Source organism: Thermobacillus sp. (assembly GCF_003390775.1).
In the GTDB taxonomy this organism is placed as follows: Bacteria; Bacillota; Bacilli; order Paenibacillales; family Paenibacillaceae; genus Thermobacillus; species Thermobacillus xylanilyticus.
The window spans coordinates 1-19,034 of record NZ_QEWA01000029.1; the positions used below are offsets into that span (position 1 = coordinate 1).

General features: G+C 58.7%; 24 protein-coding genes and 1 pseudogene. 24 read left to right on the forward strand and 1 reads right to left on the reverse strand.

The genetic code is table 11. The features are described 5' to 3' along the window. Positions 1 to 143, reverse strand: a pseudogene (locus C6W55_RS04210) (ISNCY family transposase); the annotation flags it as partial. 179 nt (positions 144 to 322) lie between these two features. Between C6W55_RS04210 and codY the strand changes: the two are divergent. The 24 genes from codY (at position 323) to flhB (ending at position 19,016) form a co-directional block, all read left to right on the forward strand. Continuing rightward, positions 323 to 1,069 (forward strand): GTP-sensing pleiotropic transcriptional regulator CodY, encoded by a 747-nt coding sequence (gene codY, locus C6W55_RS04215; RefSeq protein ID WP_483316349.1) that lies wholly within the window; start codon positions 323 to 325, stop codon positions 1,067 to 1,069. 274 nt (positions 1,070 to 1,343) lie between these two features. Continuing rightward, positions 1,344 to 1,751, forward strand: coding sequence for a flagellar basal body rod protein FlgB (flgB, locus tag C6W55_RS04220; RefSeq protein ID WP_015254975.1), 408 nt, complete (start codon positions 1,344 to 1,346; stop codon positions 1,749 to 1,751). A 5-nt stretch (positions 1,752 to 1,756) separates the two neighbouring features. Further along, entirely contained in the window at positions 1,757 to 2,215 is a 459-nt protein-coding gene (gene flgC / locus C6W55_RS04225) for a flagellar basal body rod protein FlgC (RefSeq protein WP_015254974.1), read from the forward strand. 24 nt (positions 2,216 to 2,239) lie between these two features. Continuing rightward, positions 2,240 to 2,536 (forward strand): flagellar hook-basal body complex protein FliE, encoded by a 297-nt coding sequence (gene fliE / locus C6W55_RS04230; RefSeq protein ID WP_015254973.1) that lies wholly within the window; start codon positions 2,240 to 2,242, stop codon positions 2,534 to 2,536. A gap of 43 nt (positions 2,537 to 2,579) precedes the next feature. Further along, on the forward strand, positions 2,580 to 4,157 hold the full coding sequence (gene fliF, locus C6W55_RS04235) for a flagellar basal-body MS-ring/collar protein FliF (RefSeq protein WP_286891647.1): 1,578 nt from the start codon (positions 2,580 to 2,582) through the stop codon (positions 4,155 to 4,157). Between the two features lie 10 nt (positions 4,158 to 4,167). Then, on the forward strand, positions 4,168 to 5,187 hold the full coding sequence (gene fliG, locus C6W55_RS04240) for a flagellar motor switch protein FliG (RefSeq protein ID WP_015254971.1): 1,020 nt from the start codon (positions 4,168 to 4,170) through the stop codon (positions 5,185 to 5,187). After that, the gene (fliH, locus tag C6W55_RS04245) at positions 5,180 to 6,013 is read left to right on the forward strand and encodes a flagellar assembly protein FliH (RefSeq protein ID WP_015254970.1); all 834 of its coding nucleotides are present in this window, start codon (positions 5,180 to 5,182) and stop codon (positions 6,011 to 6,013) included. The genes fliG and fliH overlap by 8 nt, the downstream gene beginning before the upstream one ends. Further along, positions 5,994 to 7,319, forward strand: a complete 1,326-nt coding sequence (gene fliI / locus C6W55_RS04250; RefSeq protein ID WP_015254969.1) for a flagellar protein export ATPase FliI — start codon at positions 5,994 to 5,996, stop codon at positions 7,317 to 7,319. Before fliH ends, fliI begins: the two co-directional genes overlap by 20 nt. A gap of 8 nt (positions 7,320 to 7,327) precedes the next feature. Beyond that, positions 7,328 to 7,774 (forward strand): flagellar export protein FliJ, encoded by a 447-nt coding sequence (fliJ, locus tag C6W55_RS04255; RefSeq protein ID WP_015254968.1) that lies wholly within the window; start codon positions 7,328 to 7,330, stop codon positions 7,772 to 7,774. Between the two features lie 42 nt (positions 7,775 to 7,816). Next, positions 7,817 to 8,704, forward strand: a complete 888-nt coding sequence (locus C6W55_RS04260) for a MotE family protein (RefSeq protein ID WP_232427800.1) — start codon at positions 7,817 to 7,819, stop codon at positions 8,702 to 8,704. 56 nt (positions 8,705 to 8,760) lie between these two features. After that, positions 8,761 to 10,236 carry a flagellar hook-length control protein FliK gene (locus C6W55_RS04265; protein WP_286891650.1) on the forward strand — a complete coding sequence of 492 codons (1,476 nt, stop codon included), beginning with the start codon at positions 8,761 to 8,763 and terminating at the stop codon, positions 10,234 to 10,236. 38 nt (positions 10,237 to 10,274) lie between these two features. After that, positions 10,275 to 10,718: a flagellar hook capping FlgD N-terminal domain-containing protein gene (locus C6W55_RS04270; protein WP_286891652.1), complete on the forward strand. Its 444-nt coding sequence runs from the start codon at positions 10,275 to 10,277 to the stop codon at positions 10,716 to 10,718. Beyond that, positions 10,711 to 11,100 carry a TIGR02530 family flagellar biosynthesis protein gene (locus C6W55_RS04275; RefSeq protein ID WP_286891653.1) on the forward strand — a complete coding sequence of 130 codons (390 nt, stop codon included), beginning with the start codon at positions 10,711 to 10,713 and terminating at the stop codon, positions 11,098 to 11,100. The genes C6W55_RS04270 and C6W55_RS04275 overlap by 8 nt, the downstream gene beginning before the upstream one ends. 89 nt (positions 11,101 to 11,189) lie before the next feature. Beyond that, positions 11,190 to 12,011, forward strand: coding sequence for a flagellar basal body rod protein FlgG (gene flgG, locus C6W55_RS04280; RefSeq protein WP_286891654.1), 822 nt, complete (start codon positions 11,190 to 11,192; stop codon positions 12,009 to 12,011). Between the two features lie 73 nt (positions 12,012 to 12,084). Beyond that, entirely contained in the window at positions 12,085 to 12,312 is a 228-nt protein-coding gene (locus C6W55_RS04285; RefSeq protein ID WP_213483241.1) for a flagellar FlbD family protein, read from the forward strand. Next, a complete protein-coding gene (locus C6W55_RS04290; RefSeq protein ID WP_286891657.1) occupies positions 12,309 to 12,785 on the forward strand; it encodes a flagellar basal body-associated FliL family protein in 477 nt (158 codons plus the stop codon). Before C6W55_RS04285 ends, C6W55_RS04290 begins: the two co-directional genes overlap by 4 nt. Positions 12,786 to 12,829: 44 nt before the next feature. Beyond that, positions 12,830 to 13,825 (forward strand): flagellar motor switch protein FliM, encoded by a 996-nt coding sequence (fliM, locus tag C6W55_RS04295; RefSeq protein WP_286891659.1) that lies wholly within the window; start codon positions 12,830 to 12,832, stop codon positions 13,823 to 13,825. Further along, positions 13,815 to 15,038 carry a flagellar motor switch phosphatase FliY gene (gene fliY / locus C6W55_RS04300; protein ID WP_286891660.1) on the forward strand — a complete coding sequence of 408 codons (1,224 nt, stop codon included), beginning with the start codon at positions 13,815 to 13,817 and terminating at the stop codon, positions 15,036 to 15,038. The genes fliM and fliY overlap by 11 nt, the downstream gene beginning before the upstream one ends. A 25-nt stretch (positions 15,039 to 15,063) precedes the next feature. Next, the gene (locus C6W55_RS04305; RefSeq protein WP_015254958.1) at positions 15,064 to 15,426 is read left to right on the forward strand and encodes a response regulator; all 363 of its coding nucleotides are present in this window, start codon (positions 15,064 to 15,066) and stop codon (positions 15,424 to 15,426) included. Between the two features lie 4 nt (positions 15,427 to 15,430). After that, positions 15,431 to 16,060: a flagellar biosynthetic protein FliO gene (locus C6W55_RS04310; protein WP_286891662.1), complete on the forward strand. Its 630-nt coding sequence runs from the start codon at positions 15,431 to 15,433 to the stop codon at positions 16,058 to 16,060. Further along, positions 16,057 to 16,809 (forward strand): flagellar type III secretion system pore protein FliP, encoded by a 753-nt coding sequence (fliP, locus tag C6W55_RS04315; RefSeq protein ID WP_286891664.1) that lies wholly within the window; start codon positions 16,057 to 16,059, stop codon positions 16,807 to 16,809. The genes C6W55_RS04310 and fliP overlap by 4 nt, the downstream gene beginning before the upstream one ends. A 26-nt stretch (positions 16,810 to 16,835) precedes the next feature. Further along, positions 16,836 to 17,105, forward strand: a complete 270-nt coding sequence (gene fliQ / locus C6W55_RS04320) for a flagellar biosynthesis protein FliQ (RefSeq protein ID WP_286891665.1) — start codon at positions 16,836 to 16,838, stop codon at positions 17,103 to 17,105. Positions 17,106 to 17,117: 12 nt separating this feature from the next. Further along, a complete protein-coding gene (gene fliR, locus C6W55_RS04325) occupies positions 17,118 to 17,897 on the forward strand; it encodes a flagellar biosynthetic protein FliR (protein WP_286891667.1) in 780 nt (259 codons plus the stop codon). A 21-nt stretch (positions 17,898 to 17,918) separates the two neighbouring features. Beyond that, entirely contained in the window at positions 17,919 to 19,016 is a 1,098-nt protein-coding gene (flhB, locus tag C6W55_RS04330) for a flagellar biosynthesis protein FlhB (protein ID WP_286891669.1), read from the forward strand. The last annotated feature ends 18 nt before the right edge of the window (positions 19,017 to 19,034 follow it).

Here is a 19,034-nt window from a genome sequence, read left to right on the forward strand (position 1 = left end):
GGATGCTTTTCCATAAACGGCTGCAGGAAGCTTTCGTCGTCCAACAGTTCATCGATGATCGCCAATTCGGCAGGCAGTTTCCGTATTTCTTCTGGAAGAATCGTATCCCACAGGGTTAATTGTTCGTCGCGAAGTTTCAACAATTTTCTTCACCTCAAGGAAGGATTCCCAAGGGGCGATGTTGAACTATTAAGACAAAGGAATTCGCCTCTTGGGATAGGTTGTCTCGGCAACTTCCTATTTCCACATGGAGGAGATGAATTCCTTTTATTTTGCTTAAAACAGCCGACTTTTTCAGGGGAAACTAGCTAAGACCAGGGCGTTGAACCGGCTGTTGCAGCGCGCAGCCGGCAAACCGCTTAATTTTCGGGAGATGGCCGAGGTGCTGGGCTCGACCATTCAAGCCCATGTATTCGTCGTCAGCCGAAGGGGGAAATTGCTCGGCTGCGCGGCCGCGCGCCCTTGGGAAAATGATCATATACGCGCTGTATCATCATCCGGCGAGATCTATTTTCCGCCGGAGACGAACGAACGGTTCATGAACATGCAGGAGACGGTGACAAATACCGAGCCAGATCCCGGCATTGCCGTCACGTTTCCCGAGATGTCCGAACACCGGGTCATGACGGTCGTTCCGATCATCGGCGGAGGCGACCGGCTCGGAACCCTCGTCCTGACCAGAGACTCCGGTTCTTTCGGAGAGGACGATCTCATTCTGGCGGAATACGGTTCGACAATTGTCGGCATGGAGATTCTGCGCGAACGGGCAGAGGAAATTGAAATGGAGGCGAGAAGCAGAGCGGCCGTCCTGGTGGCGGTCAATTCCCTGTCCTTCAGCGAGCTGGAAGCAGTCGAACATATTTTCGAAGAACTGGATGGGCAGGAAGGACTGCTGGTTGCTTCCAAAGTCGCAGATCGGGTGGGCATTACGCGTTCGGTCATCGTCAATGCGCTGCGCAAGCTGGAAAGCGCGGGCGTCATTGAGACACGTTCACTTGGGATGAAAGGCACATATATTAAGATTCTTAATCCTCAATTGCTGCAAGAACTCGACAAAATGAGGTCGTAAGACATTTGTAAGATAACCGCATCGGCTATAAAAAGCACTTTCTTCGGATGCGAAGATAGTGCTTTTTTCGTATTGTGACAAGATTAAAAAAAAATCATCATTAGAAATGTCGGCAAGTTTTGGATACCGGCTGTCGCAATCTTTTCTATATCGACAAGACTACTGTTGATTTTTATAGGGATTTGTCGATATGAAGCAGGAATTACCCATTATTTGTTGAATTAGGTACCAAAGATTAGCCGGAAAAAACCATGCAGAAAGGCGGGGATTATTGATGAATGTGCTGGGCGGGGCCGATATGGCCAGGCTCAAGGGGGCCATATCGGCAGCGGAACTGCGGCAGCAGGTTATCGCCGACAACATCGCCAACGTCGACACCCCCGGATTCAAACGGTCTGGAGTACTGTTTGAAGAGCTGCTGGCCAGCCGGTTGGGCCGTCAGGCGCCCAAGCTGGTCGCCAGGCGGACGCATGAGAAGCATATTCCGTTCGGCGGCTCAGGAAGCGTTGTCAAACCGCGGCTGGTGACGGATGACAGCACGTCGATGCACAACAGCGCGAACAATGTCGACATTGATCGCGAAATGGCGCTGCTCGCCAAGAACCAGCTGCGCTACAACGCCCTGGTCCAACAGCTCAATCATGAGATCTCGATGCTTCGGATCGGAATTGAAGGGAGATAACCGCCTTGAGACTGAATGACGGATTTGAAGCCAGCGCTTCCGCGCTGACCGCACAGCGGCTCAGGATGGACATCATCTCGTCGAACATCGCGAACGCGGAGACAAGCCGCGGACGGTTCGTGAACGGCCGTTGGGAGCCCTACGCGCGCAAGATGGTCGTCCTTGAACCGATCCGGAATTCGTTCTCGAACATGCTGAACGCGAAATTGTCCGGCGGCGAGCGCCGGATGTCCGGCGTCAAGGTGGCGCGCATCGTGGAAGATTCCACGCCGGCCAAACTGGCGTACAACCCGTCCCATCCCGATGCGGATGAGAACGGGTATGTCCGGATGCCGAACGTCGACATTCTGAAGGAAATGGTGGACATGATCTCCGCGACCCGTTCGTATGAAGCCAACGTGACGGCGCTCAACGCATCGAAAGCCATGTTCACCAAAGCGCTGGAAATCGGCAGACAGACCTGATCTGAAAGGGAGGGCTAATCGCGTATGATTCAGGGATTGACCGGCGCCGGATCGCTGCTGAATACCGCCGGCGGGGTGAACAGACAGTCGCCCGCCGAATCGGTGGAACAATTCAGCGACTATCTGAAACAGGCGATTGACAGTGTGGCGCAGCAGGAAGACGCCGTCCGGCAGACGACCGAACGGTTCATTGTCGGCGAAGCGGATGTGTCGGAAATGATGATTGTCTCCGAGCAGGCCAAGCTCAGTCTTCAGCTCACCGCTCAGATACGCAACAAAGTCATCGAAGCGTATCAAGAGATCATGAGAATGCAGGTCTGATCGCACCAAAAGTCATAGCACAGAAACCGGGTGAGGTGAAAACGTGAACGAGAGACTTGCCCAATATCGCGAACGCGTCGCGCAATATTGGCAGCAATTCGGCAAGAAACAGCGGATCTATCTTGCCGCGACAGCGGGCGGCCTCATCCTGCTGACAATCGTTCTGATCTACCTGTTCTCCAGGACCGAATACGAGCTGGCATTTCAGAATCTGGATGCAACGGACGCCGCGGCCATCATGGAACATCTGAACGCCGAAGGAATTCCGTACAAGCTCGGCAACGACGGCACGAGCATCTCGGTGCCCGCCTCCGTCGCTTCGCGGGTGAAAGTGGAAATCGGCTCCATGGGCATTGTCCGCAACGGCTCGATCGGCTTTGAATCGTTCAGGAATTCCGGGTCGCAATTCGGGATGACCGACAACGAGTTCAACGTTCGCTACCGCGACGCTCTGAACGGGGAAGTGCAGCGGCTGCTGAATTCGATGGAAGGCGTTCAGCGCTCCAACGTGCTCATCAATCTTCCGGAAGAGTCCGTGTTCCTGAACGACGAGAGGGACGAGGCTTCGGCGTCGATCACGATCGAGTTCAAACGGGGATTCCGCCCCACGCAGGAACAGATTGATGCTTATTACAACCTGGTGAAGACGGCGGTCCCCAACTTGAGCGTCGAGAACATTACGATCTCCAGCCCGCAGGGGGAACTGATCGCTTCCGAGAAAGCGGGAGGCGGCGTCAATTTCGCCTCGACGGCGGCGGAAGCGCAATTCAGAATCCAGCGCAAGTATGAGTCCGACCTGAAGCGGGAGATCCAGCAGTTCCTTGGCCAGATGGTGGGTATCGAGAATCTCGCGATCAGCGTGAACAGCACGCTCAACTTTGACCAGAAGACATCGGTGGAGAATCTCGTTCAGCCGCAGGAAGGCAGCACGACCGGCGTCGTGATCAGCGAAGAGATTCACAACAGAACGACCACGGGCACGACGGGACCAGGAGGCGTAGCCGGTACCGGCGAAACCGACATTCCCGGCTATGATGCCATTGACGGGTCCAGCACGAGCAGCTCGGAAGAGACTTCCCGCATTTCGAACTATGAAGTCAGCCGGATCCAGAACCAGATCGTGTCGGCTCCGTTCGTCGTCAAGGATCTGTCGATCGGCATCGGCATCCAGGAAGGCGTGTTTACCGAAGAGAACCGCGCCTTCGTCATGGATTATCTGACCCGGCTGGTCCGCACGCAATTGGCGCAATCGGGACTCGACCTGTCGAACGACGATGTGGTCGTGAGCAAGGTTTCCCTCATCTCGCAGCCGTTCGTCCAGGACACCGCCGGCGGTTCGTCCGGAGTGCCGCTTCCGACGATTCTCGCCATCGCGGGCGCGCTCGCTGCCATCCTGCTCGTCGCGCTGTTCCTCTACCTGCGCAAGCGGAGACTTGACCGGATTGCGGCGGAAGAGGAAGCGGCTGCGCTTGAAGCCGAGCAGCCGAAGGTGGAACTGCCGACGATCGATCTCGATCAGGTGACGACCGAGACGCAAATGCGCAGACAACTGGAACATTTCGCGAAACGCAAACCGGACGATTTCGTCAATCTGCTCCGCACGTGGCTAGTGGATGAATAGAGGTGGAACGATGGCAAGGGCAGCGACACCGCAAGCATTGACGGGCAGACAGAAAGCGGCCATTCTGCTGATCACGCTCGGTCCGGAGGTGTCGGCACACATCTTCAAGCATTTGCGTGACGAAGAGATTGAGCAGCTGACGCTGGAAATCGCGAATGTCCGCAAGGTCGACAGCGCCGAGAAACAGGCGATCCTGACCGAGTTTCACCAGATCTGCATGGCCCAGGAATACATATCGCAGGGCGGCATCCAGTATGCGAAGACGATCCTGGAGAAAGCGCTCGGCGAACACAAGGCAATGGAAGTCATCAACCGGCTGACCGCGACGCTTCAGGTCCGGCCCTTCGATTTCGCGCGGAAAGCCGATCCGGCGCAAATTTTCAACTTCATTCAGAACGAGAACTCACAGACCATCGCGCTGGTGCTGTCGTACCTGCAGCCGGAGCAGGCCGCGGCAATCCTGTCGGCACTGCCGCAGGACAAACAGGCCGATGTGGCGAGGCGCATCGCCTTGATGGACAGCACATCGCCGGAAGTGATCACGCAGATCGAACGGATTCTCGAGCAGAAGCTGTCGTCGACCGTTACCCAGGACTATACGATGGCGGGCGGCATCGAATCGATCGTGCAGATCCTGAACGGCGTAGACCGCGGCACGGAACGGACCATTCTCGACTCGCTCGAGATCCAGGACCCGGAGCTTGCGGAAGAGATCAAGAAACGGATGTTCGTGTTCGAGGACATCGTCAACCTCGACAACCGTTCGATCCAGCGCATCATCCGCGACATCGAGAACTCGGACCTGCAGCTTGCGCTCAAGGTGGCCAGCGAAGAAGTCCGCGAGGTCATCTTCCGCAACATGTCGAAGCGGATGGCCGAAACCTTCAAGGAAGAAATGGAATATATGGGACCCGTCCGGCTGCGTGACGTCGAAGAAGCGCAGACGCGCATCGTAGCGACGATCCGCAGGCTGGAAGAAGCCGGCGAGATCATCATTGCGCGCGGCGGAGGTGACGACATCATTGTCTAACCTGATCAAATCGTCCCACGTCGTCTCGCTCGATGACCTGAGGCGGCTGGAATTGATCCGGAAGTACCAGCCTCCCGCGAAGCCGCAGGAAGGCGCCGATCCGAACGGGCCGGACCCCCAGACGGCGGCTTTAAGGGAACAGATTCTGCGCGACGCCGAAGCCGAGGCCGAAGAGCGCATCCGCCAGGCGGCGGAACAGGCCGAGCAGGCGAGGCGCAGCGCCGAAGAACAGATCGAGCAGTGGTGGCAGGAACGGCGCGCGCAAGATCTCGAGATTACGGAGACCGCCCGCCGGGACGGCTACGAGCAAGGGTACGCGGAAGGCCGCGCCGAAGCCGAGGAAGCCGTCCGGCAGGAATGGACGGGCAGAATCGCCGAAGCGAAGGCGCTGCTCGAAGAAGCTTATCGTATCAAAGAGCAAATCATCCAGGAAGCGGAACCGTTCCTGGTCGAACTCAGCGTCGCCATCGCGGGCAAGATCATCGACCGCGAACTGGAACGCTCGCCCGAATGGACGATTGAACTGATCCGCAAGTCGCTGGCGCGGCGGCGGGAACAGGGCCTTGTTACGCTGTGCGTGGCTCCGGATCAACTGTCGTTCGTCATGGCGGCGCGCGACGAGCTGGAGATGGCCGTCGATTCGCAGGCCGAGCTGCAGATTGTGCCGGATCCGACCGTGACGGACCGCGGATGCGTCATCCGCACTTCTTTCGGCAGCATTGACGCGCGCATCGACACCCAGCTGGAAGAGATCAAACGGGCGCTGCTGCAGGCTGCGGCGGAGGCCGGAGAGCGGGGGCACGCGGATGAAGGCGTATCGGCTTGACAGTGAGCCCTATCTCGAAGTGCTCCGTTCCGTCGATCCGGTGCGGATGAACGGCAAGGTGACGCAGGTCATCGGCCTGACCGTCGAATCGGAGGGACCGGATGCGAGCATCGGCGATGTCTGCCTCATCTATCCCGCCAAATCGGGCAAGCCGATCAAGGCGGAGGTCGTGGGCTTCCGCAACAACAAGGTTTTGTTGATGCCGCTCGGCGAACTGCATGCCGTCGGTCCGGGCTGCGATGTCGTCAGCACCTGCAAACCGCTGACCGTGCCGGTCGGCAGCGAGCTGCTCGGTAAAGTGCTTGACGGGCTCGGACAGCCGCTCGACGGTTCGCGCATACCGGCGCGCATGACGCATTACTCGACGCACAATGTCCCTTCCAATCCGTTGTTCCGCCCGCGGGTGACCGAACCGCTCGGCATCGGCGTGCGCGCGATTGACGGGTTGCTCACCGTGGGACGCGGACAGCGGGTCGGCATTTTCGCCGGCTCCGGCGTCGGGAAGAGCACGCTGCTCGGCATGGTCGCCCGCAACACGTCCGCCGATGTGAACGTCATCGCGCTCATCGGGGAGCGGGGCCGCGAAGTACTCGAATTCATCGAGAGAGATCTCGGCCCGGAAGGGCTTGCGCGTTCTGTCGTCGTCGTCGCGACAAGCGACCAGCCGGCACTCATCCGGATCAAAGGCGCGCTGATTGCCACGACGATTGCGGAATATTTCCGCGACCGCGGCCTGGACGTCATGCTCATGATGGATTCGGTCACGCGGTTCGCGATGGCCCAGCGCGAAGTCGGCCTCGCCATCGGGGAGCCGCCGGCCACGCGCGGGTACACGCCGTCGGTTTTCGCCATGCTGCCGAAGCTGCTCGAGCGCTCGGGAACCGGCAAGACCGGTTCGATCACGGCGTTCTACACGGTGCTCGTGGACGGGGACGACATGAATGAACCGATTGCCGATGCCGTACGCGGCATCCTCGACGGCCACATCGTGCTCAGCCGCAGCCTGGCGAACAAGGGGCATTATCCGGCAATCGACATTCTGGCTTCCGTCAGCCGCGTCATGAACGACATCGTGCCTGCGGAGCAGCTGGAAGCGGCCAATCAGTTCAAACGCCTGCTTTCCATTTATAGAGATTCGGAGGACCTCATCAATATAGGGGCGTATCAGCGGGGATCCAATGCAGAAATTGATCGCGCGATCGAATATTACGATCGCATCCGCAGTTACGCCATGCAGCGGACGGATGAGAAAGTCAGTTTCGAGGAGTCGCAGCAGCGGTTGCTCAGCGAGTTCCTGGGAGGTTGAGCGGTGCGATGGCGAGATACCGGTACCCGTATCAGAAGATCGTCGACCTGAAATCAAGCGAGAAGACGCAGGCGGAATGGATGCTGGCCGCCGCCGTCGGCAAGCTGGAACAGGAAGAAAGAACGCTCGGGCAGCTGCAGGAGGAACTCGCCGCATGGCTCGGGCGGCTGCAGACCGAAGCCGAGTCCGGCGCCAGTCTGGCCGAACTGCAGATGATGCAATCCTATGTTGAATATCTGAATGCCGCCATCCGGAAACAGCAGGAGAATGTGCAGCGCGCCGCTGCCGAGAAAGAACGGTGCCGGGCGGTTCTGGCCGACCGGATGGTCGATGAAAAAGTATGGCTCAAAGCGAAGGAGAAGGCGTTCCAACACTTCATGCGCATGCAGCAACGATCGGAACAGAACGAACTGGATGAGATCGCAGCCGTACGGTTCGTCTTCACAACGAACTGACGGCCGCCGTCGGCAGGTAAGGAGGGGACGCGCTTGGCTGAAGTGGAGGCGGAGAAAACATACAGCGGACTGGAACGATTCATGTTCTTCCTGACGCCGATCCTGTTCACGCTGGTGCTCGTCGGGGTGCTGCTCACGTTGTTCAATCCCGATTTGCGCAACCGGATGCTCGAAACGGCGAACCGGGTGCCGGTGCTTGAGCGGATCGTGCCCGATGCGCCCGCCGGCAAAGAGACGCTGAATGAGAACGCGATCCGTGAAAGGAATCAGGGAGCGAAAATTGCGGAGCTGGAATCGCAGCTCGCGGAGAAGGAAGCCGAACTGGCCGAGCTCGCCGGCATTCGTGCCGAATTGGAACAGACGGTGGTGCAGCTTGAGGCCCGGATTGAGGAATTGACGCAGGCGAGCGCGGAGAGACAGTTGTCCGACGAAGAATATCAGGCGCGCATCGGCGAGCTGGCCGCGATGTTCGGACAAATCTCGCCGAGCAAGGCAGCGCCGATTCTCGAGAGCATGACGATGGAAGAAATGGTGCTGATCATGGATGCGATGCGTCCGGAGATCCGCGTCACCGTGATGGAGAAAATGACGCCGAAGGTGGCCGCGGAAGCGACGGTGCGCCTCAAGGATACGGTTACGGCGAAAGACCGGCAGATCGCCGCGCTGCAGGCAAGGCTGGAGGAATATGAAACGGTGCGGGCCGAAAGCTCGACCAGCCTGGATGAGAGCCAGATCAGCGCGACGTTCAGTTCGATGAGTCCGGACAGCGCGGCGGAAATCCTGCTGCAAATGGCCGATCTGAATCCGGGCAAAGTGCTCGATCTGCTGGGTTCGCTCCCGGCGGCTTCGCGGGCGGACATTCTGGAAGCCATGCAAAAGAAGAATGCGAAATATACCGCGCAGCTGGTCAACAAGCTGGTCGACCGCTGATCTTCGGTTGACCGGCAGCCGGCCGCGGTGAAGACCTTGAAAGGAGGTGAAAACAGATGTCGATGAATACGGCTATGATAATTGCCGCTTCGGTTGCGGGAGCATCGGCGCAGCAACTGGCAGCAACGGGTCAGACGGCGGAAGCCAATCCGCAGTCCGGACAGAACGGCGGCGCGTTCGGCCGCATGCTCGTGGCGCAGGTTTCGGACGCCGGCGGCGCCGTCCGTCAGGATAGCCAGACGCAAGCCGCCCAACGGATCGCTTGCCAACTGTCAAGCGGAGAATGGGCGGACCTGCTGGGCGGGGCGACGGGCAAATCGCTGTTCGACCAGCTGGACGCGCTTCTTCAGTTGACGGAGAACGGCGCGGAACCGCTGACGGAAGAGCAGAAAGCGGAAATTGACGCCGCTTTGGAAGAGCTGCAGGCGGTCATGATGGCGATGTTCGGCATCCCGCTGCCGCTGCCGAATGCCGGCCAGGCGGAAGAAGCGCCGGTACAGCCGGCGGACATGGCGGCGGAAGCGGACACCGCGGACGGCGTTGCATTCCGCGGAGGGCTGCATGAGACGATTGCCTTCGTGCGGGCCTTCCTCGCGGAAGGGGCGTTCCGACCGCTCACCAGGCAGGAGAGCGCGAGGTTTGAAGCGCTGATCGATCGGCTGCAACAAGCGCTCACCGCGGCGGATGAAGCGAACCGGGACGCGGCAGCCGAAGCCCGGCAGACCGTAGACATCAAGACGACGGGAACGGAAACCCGCTCTTCGGCGGAGGCTTTGCTGGCGCGGCTTGCCCGGCCGATGCAGGCATCGGTTGCAGCGGTCGTGACGGAGGCGCAGCGGCAGAGCGGCGTGCAGACCGGAACGGTTCAGACCGCGGCGCTGACGGGAGCAAACGTCAACGGTCCGGCAGCGAACGCACAGCTGCAGACCATTGCCGCTAAGGACGCGGTTCAGGCTGCCGCAGCCGAAACGGCCGATCTGACGCCGATCACGCAGGCCGTCGGGCCGCAGTCCGCAAGTGCAGCGGCTGAGACCGCCCGGACGGAGGCGGCTGTTCGCCAGCCCGTGCACACTGTTCCGGTGGAACGGTTCCATGAAGTCATCTCGGGCATGGCGGTCAGACAGATGAACCTGAGCGCTTCGAACGGGGTGTCGGAAGCCCGCATCCTGCTCGTGCCGGAGCATCTCGGCGAGGTGGCCGTCCGCATCACCCTGCAGAACGGACAGCTGACGGCGCAGTTCATGACGGAGAGCGCGGTTGCGAAAGACCTGATCGAGAACCAGTTCGTTGTGCTTCGCGGCGCCCTCCAGAGCCAGGGCATCCAGGTTGACAGACTGGAAGTGACCTACGGCAGCGCGGCGGCGCAGAGCCAGCTGTTCCAGGAGCAGCGTCAGCGCGGCGGACAGGAACGGCAGGAAGGCGGCAGAGGAAATCGTCCGGATGATGCGCTTCCCGTCTTTGAGGCGGAGCTGCTCGAACAGGCCGCAATCCGTGAACTCGGTTACGGACGCGCCATCAATGTGAAGGCTTGACGGATACTCCCGAAAGCTCCAGGCGGAGGTGAGAACGAATGGCAGGCGTTGTCTGGCCGTCCTATCATCCCACTAACGTAAGAGCGGCCGCAGCCGACAAGGACAGAAACGTGCTGGGCAAGGACGATTTTCTGCATCTGCTCGTCACCCAGCTGCGGAACCAGAACCCGCTCGAACCGTTGTCGAATACCGAATATATCGCCCAGATGGCGCAGTTCACATCGGTTGAGCAGCTGATGAACCTGGTGGGCGAGATGTCGGCGCTCAGACACAATCTCGGCATCGCTTCCAGCCTGATCGGCAAGAGCGTGGAATGGACCGAGATGGATCCGCAGACCGGCCAGCCGGTGACGCGGCAAGGCATCGTCGACTCCATTGTCGTCCGCGAAGGCGAACCACTGGCCAAAGTCGGCGACCAGGAGATCAGCCTGAGTGCCATCACGTCGATGTCGCTGCCGGGAGGAGGCGGCACCGATGGCTGACGGCATCCGGATCGGGCAGTTGTATCCGGCGAAGCAGCCGATCGGCATCGGCAAACCGGTGCAGCCCCGCACGCAACATACCGAAACGGATGAAGGCGTCCTGTTCCAGACGCTGCTCAAGGCGGGCGAGCTGAAATTCAGCCGGCATGCGGAAATGCGCATGCAGCAGAGAGGCATCAGCCTGAAACCCGAACAGCTGAGCAAGATCGTCACGGCGGTCGAAGCGGCCGAGGCGAAAGGCGCGAAGGATTCCCTCATTCTGTACCGGGACATTGCGATGATCGTCAACGTGCCGTCTAAGACGGTCGTTACCGCGATCGACGGCGGATCTGCGGAAGGAAACGTCTTTACCCAGATCGACAGTGCGGTAGTCATCACCTAACGGGCTGGACCTGACAGGAGGCCCTTCAGCCGCGGATCGATGGAAGCGGCTGACCTGACCATGATGAAACGGGAGGTTGAACGAATCCCATGTTGAGATCCATGTATTCCGGCGTATCCGGCATGCGCGGTTTTCAGACGAAGCTTGACGTCATCGGCAACAACATCGCCAATGTCAATACCGTCGGCTTCAAGGCCGGACGCGTCATGTTCAAGGATATTCTGAGCCAGACGGTTGCGGGCGTCACGCCGCCGGAGGAAGGCGTGACCGGGGGCGTCAATCCGAAGCAAGTCGGACTCGGCGTCGCGATCTCGGCGATCGACACGATTCACACGCCCGGCAGCGCGATGACGACGAACGTCGCGACGGACCTGCGCATTGACGGTGACGGATTCTTCGCCGTCTTCGCGTCGGAAGACCAGGAAGTGCCGTATCTGACCCGCGCGGGCAACTTCATGCTCGATGCGGCGGGACAGCTCGTGAACGCGGACGGCATGTTCGTGCTGAGCGTTGACGGCGAGCCGATCGTCCTTGATCCGGAGATTACCGCCTTCACGATCGGACAAGACGGCTCGATCATTTCCGTCGCCGCGGACGGCACGATGGAAGATACCGGCATTCAGATTGCGGTCGTCCGGGTGGCGAATCCCGCCGGCCTCGAGAAAATCGGCGGCAATCTGTATCGCGTGACGCCGAACGCCAACCCGGAAGGCGAGATCGAGTTCACGGCGCCGGGCGACGCGGAAGCCGGCACGGGCGTCATTATCGCCGGGCAGCTTGAAATGTCGAACGTCGATCTGACGACGGAATTTACCGAAATGATCGTTGCGCAGCGCGGATTCCAGGCGAACTCCCGCATCATTACGACATCCGACGAAGTGCTGCAGGAAGTCGTCAATCTGAAACGTTAATCTCTCGTTCAATAGGCCGGGCGGGAGGCGGGGCATCCGCCTCCCCGTACGGCGGCGGCGAAGGGGGAAACTCATGATCGAGGTGACGCGCCTGAACGGGACGAAGGTTGTCATCAATGCGCTTCTGATCGAAACGATCGAAGAAGTTCCGGATACCATTATCACGCTTTTGACCGGAAAGAAAGTGATGGCTTCGGAACCCGCGGCCGAACTCATCGCGAGAACGCAGGAATACTTGCGCGGAATCGGCCTGGTGGCGTCCGTCATTCGCAGCGAACAATTGGAGGGGCCTGAGACATGAAGAGACTGTTGCCTTGGTTGATCACCATTCTGCTCGCCATTACGCTGATCGTCGTTGCGGCCTTCTTCATCTATGACCGGCTGTTCAACGATTCGGGCAGCGATTCCGGCGAAATCGACAGAATCGTCGAACAGGTGGAACCGGAGAAGCTGACGGCCGATGAACGGGTTGCCATGACCGCAGAAATCCAGGACATCCGCACCAATCTGCTGGATACCAATTATGTCGTCGTCATGAGTCTCGCCTTCCGGCTTGACAGCAAGAAAGCCAAGGAAGAATTCGAGAAGATCAAGGATATTTCCATCAAGCCGATCGTCATCCGCACGTTGTCCGACATGACGGAGGAAGAACTGCGCGGTTCCAAGGGCAAGGATGAATTGAACGCCAGGCTGTTCAATCTGATCAACCCCGAACTGACGCAGGGCAGACTGACCAAGGTCGAGATCACCAACTTCATCATTACGCGAATCTGATCGCGGCGGACGGCCGCACCGGTTCCTTCCAGGGGGTGAGCATTGTGGTGGATGTACTTTCGCAGAATGAGATAGACGCGCTGCTGGCGGCGCTGTCATCCGGCGAGATGGACGCGGAAGAATTGAAGAAAGAAGAAACGCAAAAGCGGATTCGCAACTACGACTTCAAGCGCGCCGTCCGCTTTTCGAAAGACCATCTGCGCAGCTTGACGCGCATTCACGAGAACTTTGCGCGTTACTTGACCACCTATTTCTCCGCACAGCTGAGAACGTTCGTCCAGATCAACGTGGTGCAGGTCGAACAGCTGCCGTACGACGAATTCATTCGGTCCATCCCGAAGATGACGATCCTGAACATATTCGAAGCCGATCCGCTGGAAGGCCGGATGGTGCTCGAAGTACACCCGAACGTCGCATACGCCATGCTTGACCGCATGCTGGGCGGGCAAGGCAACGCTCCGACCAAGATCAATGCGCTGACGGATATCGAGAACAGCATCATGGAGCGCATCTTCAACCGGGCGCTGGACAGCCTGGCGGAAGCGTGGAAGACGGTGCTGGACATCAACCCGCGGCTCGAAGGATTGGAGACCAATCCGCAGTTCATGCAGATCGTGTCGCCGAACGAGACGATCGCGCTCATCTCGCTCAGCACGAAGATCGGCGATACGACGGGGATGATCAACCTTTGCATACCGCACGTGGTCATCGAACCGATCATGCACAGGCTCTCGGTGCATCACTGGTTCGTCGCGCAGAAGAAAACCCGCGCGCCTGAAGAGATCGACATTCTGAACAGCCGGGTCAGCAAGGCCAAATTGCCGATCATTGCCGAACTCGGCAGTTCGACGATCACGATCCGTGAATTCTTGAGCCTGCAGCCTGGCGATGTCATTACGCTGAACACGCGTACCAATGACGGGCTGCACATCAGGGTCGGCGAGAAGCTGAAGTTTATCGGCTCGCCCGGTACGATCCGGGACCGCATGGCCGTGCAAATCGACGAGATCGTGGAAGGAGCGGAGGAAAATGACGAGTAAAGATTACTTGTCGCAGGAAGAGATCGACGCTTTGCTGCGGCAGGCAAGTGAAGCGGAGCCGGCCTCGAAGGACGCGCAGGAAGAAACGCTTGATCCGGTAGAAGAGGATGCGATCGGGGAAATCGGCAACATAACGTTCGGCAGCGCGGCGACGGCGCTTTCCACGCTGCTCGGCAAGAAGGTGGACATCACGACGCCGAAGGTGTCGATCATCCGCCGCGAAGATCTGGAAACCGAATTTCCGAAGCCCCACGTGGCCGTTCACGTGCAATACGTCGAAGGATTCCAGGGCATCAATTCGCTGGTCATCAAGACGAAGGACGCGCGGATTATCGCCGACCTGATGCTCGGCGGCAACGGGGAAGTCAAGGACGAGGAAGAGCTGAACGAGATTCACGTCAGCGCCGTGCAGGAAGCGATGAACCAGATGATGGGTTCGTCCGCCACGTCCATGTCGACCATCTTTAACCGTCTGGTCAACATATCGCCGCCGTCCGTCAATATTCTGGACGTGATGAAAGGCGACGGCGTTAGCAGCCTGCCTCCGGTCGACGTGTTCGTCAAGATTTCGTTCCGTCTGACAATCGGCGATCTGATCGACTCGACCATCATGCAGCTGCTTCCGGTTCCGTTCGTCAAGGAGCTCGTCCGGAACTTGATCGGCGGAGACCCGGCAGCGCAGACGTCGCAACCCGCCGCAGCACCGGCCCCGTCGGCTTCCCAGGAACCGTCCCATGCGGAGCCGCAGGCGGCATCCCATCAAGGCTATGCGCAGGAGCAGCCTCCGCAGCAACCGTATATGCAGCCGCCGCAACAGCAGCAGCCGTACATGCAGCCGCCGATTGCGCCGCCGCCCGGACCCCAGACCTACGGTTCCGTTCCGACACGCGGCGTAAACGTTCAGCCGGTTCAATTCCCGAACATCGGGGGTGCGCCGTATGTGCAGGCTGATGGTACGAACTTGAATTTGCTTCTCGACATTCCTCTCAAAGTGACGGTAGAATTGGGAAGGACGTCGAAGCAAATTAAGGAAATTCTCGAACTGTCCCAAGGATCGGTCATCGAGCTGGACAAGCTGGCAGGCGAACCGGTGGATATTCTCGTCAACAACAAGTTGATCGCGAAAGGCGAGGTTGTCGTCATTGACGAAAACTTTGGCGTACGCGTAACCGAAATCGTCAGCCAATGGGATCGGATCCAAAAATTACAATAACAATCACCCCGGGAGGAAATGTACGATGGCAAACCGCATTCTGATTGTTGACGACGCAGCATTCATGAGAATGATGATCCGCGACATTCTGACGAAGAACGGCTACGAAGTCGTCGGCGAGGCGCAGGACGGTGCGCAGGCGGTTGAGCGTTACAAGGAACTGAAGCCGGATCTGGTCACAATGGACATTACGATGCCGGAAATGGACGGCATTGCGGCGCTCAAGGAGATCAAGAAAATTGACGCCGGCGCCAAGGTGATCATGTGTTCGGCCATGGGCCAGCAAGCGATGGTCATCGACGCCATTCAAGCGGGGGCAAAAGACTTTATCGTCAAGCCGTTCCAGGCGGACCGTGTCATCGAAGCGATCAAGAAGACGCTCGGGTGATGCAATGCGTATCCGCCCGTATTTCGCCGCGTTGTCGCCGGCAGCTGCGGCGATTCTGCATCCTGCGGCCGCGTTCGGGGCAAGCCTGGAAGACGGGCTGCCGGGCGAGGAGAACGCTCCGCCGGACATCCCTGACGGCATGGACGCCATCGGCAGCGCAGTGTGGGTTATCGTCGCACTAGTCATCGTCATCGTGCTCATTGTGTTCACGCTGCGATTCCTGTCTTCCCGGACCCGCACATGGGGACAAAACCGGTCGCTTCGCTCACTGGGCGGAATCGCGCTGGGGCAGAACAAATCACTTCAGGTCGTCGAGGTCGGCGGAAAGCTGTATCTCCTCGGTGTCGGCGAAAATGTGACGCTCATTGACCGGATTGACGACGCGGAGGAAGCCGGTCGATTGATCGCCGTCCTGGAAAACCCGGCATCGCAGCCGATCAGCATCCCGTTGCTCGGTGATTGGCTGAACCGGATGCGCGGCGGCCGTCGGACTTCGGGATCGGACAACAGCTGGAATGTCTCAGAATTCGAGGCCATGCTGCGCAACAATCTGGAGCGGCAAGCCGGCAGAAAACAACAATTCGAGTCGCTTGCGAACGACTCGCAGTCGAAAGATCGGTTGATGGACGAATGAGAAGCAAATTGTGGCTGGCCGCGTTCCTGTTGATGGCATCGATCTTCTTGTTCGGCGATCAGGCATCCGCAGCCGTTCTGCCGAACATTGATATATCGATCGGCGGAGAATCGGAGGAGCCGAATACTTCCGCGCTGTCGCTTCTGCTGCTCATCACGGTGCTGAGCATTGCGCCGGCGATTCTGGTGCTCATGACGAGTTTCACCCGAATCGTCGTCGTGCTGGGATTTGTCCGCATGTCGCTCGGTACGCAGACGAGCCCGCCGAACCAGGTCATTATCGGTCTTGCGCTGTTCCTGACCTTGTTCATCATGGCGCCCACGCTGTCCGAAGTGAACAGCACCGCGCTGCAGCCTTACCTGCGAGGCGAGATGACGCAGACCGAAGCGCTCGAAACGGCAGCCGTACCGATGAAAGAATTCATGGCCAAGCATACGCGGGAGAAAGATCTGCTGCTGTTCATGCGCTATTCGCAAATGGAACGGCCGGCATCCGTCGAGGATATCCCGCTCACCGTGCTTGTGCCGGCGTTCGCGATAAGCGAACTGAAAACGGCGTTCCAGATGGGCTTCATGATCTTCATTCCGTTCCTGATCATCGACATGATTGTCGCAAGCACGCTCATGGCGATGGGGATGATGATGCTGCCGCCCATGATGATTTCGCTGCCGTTCAAAATTTTGCTCTTCGTCCTGGTGGACGGTTGGTACCTGGTAGTCAAATCGGCGCTGCTCAGTTTCAATCCATAAGCCGATAGAAGGAGAGGACGATAGCGGTGAGCGAGGACTTTATCATCGGCCTGGCGGGTCAGGCCATCTATACGGTGCTCAAGGCGTCCGCGCCGCTGCTTGTCATCGCCCTGTCCGTCGGCCTGATCGTCAGCATATTTCAGGCAACGACGCATATCCAGGAGCAGACGATGGCCTTCATTCCGAAAATTGCGGCGGTGCTGCTGGCGCTCCTCGTATTCGGCCCATGGATACTGAACACGGTCGTCGATTTTACCTACAATCTGCTGAACAGCCTGTATAAATATATCGGTTAGGGCTAGCGGATCATGGACGGCTTTCTTCAAGGTTTTTCTGTTTTTTTGCTGATGTTTTGTCGAATTACTTCGTTTTTCGTCGTTTCGCCTCTGTTCTCCATCAGGCAGGTGCCGGCGCCGTTCAAGATCGGACTCGGATTTTTCGTCTCGCTGATCGTCTTTCTGGCAAGCGGGTTTCAATATGCGGTACCGACGGATGCGGGCTACCTGCTGTATGTCATCCATGAAGTGCTGGCCGGCCTGTTGCTCGGATACATATTTTACCTGTTTTTCGCGGTTGCCCAGATATCCGGCGCTTTCGTCGATCTGCAGATGGGCTTCGGGATGGCGAACATCATCGATCCGATGACCGGGGCTTCGGCTCCGCTCACGGGCAATTTCAAGTACTATCTGCTGCTCGCCGTGTTCCTGGCCATGAACGGGCACCATTACATGTTGGCCGCGCTGATGGACAGCTACGAATGGCTGCCGCTCGCGGGAGAACTATACGCGGCGATCGGGTCGGGAAGCGTAACGGAGCTGCTCGCCCGGACGGTCGCGACGACGTTCATCCTCGGGTTTCAGCTGGCCGCTCCGCTCATGGTCGCGATGTTTCTGACCGATACGGGGCTCGGCTTTCTCGCCAAGACGGCGCCGCAGTTCAACGTGTTCGTGATCGGGCTGCCGCTCAAGATTTTGGTCGGTCTGCTCGTCATGATGGCTTGCCTTGCGGGATTTGCATCTTTCTGCTCGTATCTGATGTCCGTCCTGTTCGATCATCTCCGGCAGTTGATGGCCGTCATGACAGGCTGAATCCGGGAAAGGTGGACATGCATGCATCGGTATCGGCTCACCCTTGACCTGCAGCTGTTCAACCAGGAGAAGACCGAGCCGGCAACGCCGCGCAGAAGGCAGGAAGCCCGGCGCAAAGGCCAGGTCGCGTCCAGCCAGGAGATACCGGCGGCATTCATTCTGCTGTTCGTCTTTCTCAGCTTCATGGCGCTCGGCGGCTACTACAAAGACCGGCTGTACCGCATATTCGGCGACGCCTTCGAAAGCGGGATGACGGTGGAGCTCACGGCGGAATCGCTGGGCTGGCTCGTGTCGAAATGGATGACCGAAGTTGCGCTTCTGCTGTTGCCGATCTTCGCCATCGCCCTGGTGGTCGGCCTGGCCAGCCACTATTTTCAGTTCGGATGGCTGTTCACCTTCGAGCCGATCAAGCCGTCGCTCAAGAAAATCGACCCGATTCAAGGCGTGAAGCATTTGTTCTCGAGCCGGTCGCTGGTCGAGTTCGTCAAGAGCATTCTGAAGCTGTTGATTGTGGGGCTTATGGTCTACATGACCATCTGGGGCGAACTGGAATCGATCGTGCTGCTGGACCATGCAATGCCCGAACAGATTCTGGCTTTCGCCGCATCGCTGACGCTTTCGCTCGGCATCCAGATCGCGGTATTGCTTGTCGTGCTGGCATTGCTTGATTTCATGTACCGCAAATACATGCACGAGAAAAGCCTCCGCATGTCCAAACAGGACATCAAGGACGAGCACAAGAAAGTGGAGGGCGACCCGCTCATCAAGGGCAGAATCCGCGAGAAGCAGCGCCGCATGGCGATCCAGCGGATGATGCAGGAAGTGCCGAAAGCGGACGTGGTCATCACCAACCCGACACACTATGCGGTCGCGCTTCGATATGACGCGGCGGAGATGGACGCGCCGATTGTCGTGGCCAAAGGCGTCGATTATCTGGCCCTCCGCATCCGTGAGATAGCGAAGGAACATGATGTCACGATCATGGAGAACAAGCCGCTCGCCAGAGCGCTCTACGAGCGGACGGAGATCGGCCGGACGATCCCGGTCGACCTGTTCCAGGCTGTGGCGGAAGTTCTGGCTTACATATATAGATTGAAAGGACGCGTCAAAACATCCTGACCGGGGAGGTGGGAAGCC

Excerpts from the sequence above, each read along its gene's own strand:
- fliP (WP_286891664.1), top strand. The coding sequence starts at position 16,057 with ATGAGAAGCAAATTGTGGCTGGCCGCGTTCCTGTTGATGGCATCGATC.
- fliI (WP_015254969.1), top strand. The coding sequence starts at position 5,994 with ATGAAGGCGTATCGGCTTGACAGTGAGCCCTATCTCGAAGTGCTCCGT.
- C6W55_RS04290 (WP_286891657.1), top strand. The coding sequence starts at position 12,309 with ATGAAGAGACTGTTGCCTTGGTTGATCACCATTCTGCTCGCCATTACG.
- fliY (WP_286891660.1), top strand. The coding sequence starts at position 13,815 with ATGACGAGTAAAGATTACTTGTCGCAGGAAGAGATCGACGCTTTGCTG.
- fliE (WP_015254973.1), top strand. The coding sequence starts at position 2,240 with ATGATTCAGGGATTGACCGGCGCCGGATCGCTGCTGAATACCGCCGGC.
- C6W55_RS04305 (WP_015254958.1), top strand. The coding sequence starts at position 15,064 with ATGGCAAACCGCATTCTGATTGTTGACGACGCAGCATTCATGAGAATG.
- C6W55_RS04275 (WP_286891653.1), top strand. The coding sequence starts at position 10,711 with ATGGCTGACGGCATCCGGATCGGGCAGTTGTATCCGGCGAAGCAGCCG.
- fliJ (WP_015254968.1), top strand. The coding sequence starts at position 7,328 with ATGGCGAGATACCGGTACCCGTATCAGAAGATCGTCGACCTGAAATCA.
- fliR (WP_286891667.1), top strand. The coding sequence starts at position 17,118 with ATGGACGGCTTTCTTCAAGGTTTTTCTGTTTTTTTGCTGATGTTTTGT.
- C6W55_RS04310 (WP_286891662.1), top strand. The coding sequence starts at position 15,431 with ATGCGTATCCGCCCGTATTTCGCCGCGTTGTCGCCGGCAGCTGCGGCG.
- flhB (WP_286891669.1), top strand. The coding sequence starts at position 17,919 with ATGCATCGGTATCGGCTCACCCTTGACCTGCAGCTGTTCAACCAGGAG.
- flgG (WP_286891654.1), top strand. The coding sequence starts at position 11,190 with ATGTTGAGATCCATGTATTCCGGCGTATCCGGCATGCGCGGTTTTCAG.
- C6W55_RS04270 (WP_286891652.1), top strand. The coding sequence starts at position 10,275 with ATGGCAGGCGTTGTCTGGCCGTCCTATCATCCCACTAACGTAAGAGCG.
- C6W55_RS04265 (WP_286891650.1), top strand. The coding sequence starts at position 8,761 with ATGTCGATGAATACGGCTATGATAATTGCCGCTTCGGTTGCGGGAGCA.
- flgB (WP_015254975.1), top strand. The coding sequence starts at position 1,344 with ATGAATGTGCTGGGCGGGGCCGATATGGCCAGGCTCAAGGGGGCCATA.
- fliG (WP_015254971.1), top strand. The coding sequence starts at position 4,168 with ATGGCAAGGGCAGCGACACCGCAAGCATTGACGGGCAGACAGAAAGCG.
- C6W55_RS04285 (WP_213483241.1), top strand. The coding sequence starts at position 12,085 with ATGATCGAGGTGACGCGCCTGAACGGGACGAAGGTTGTCATCAATGCG.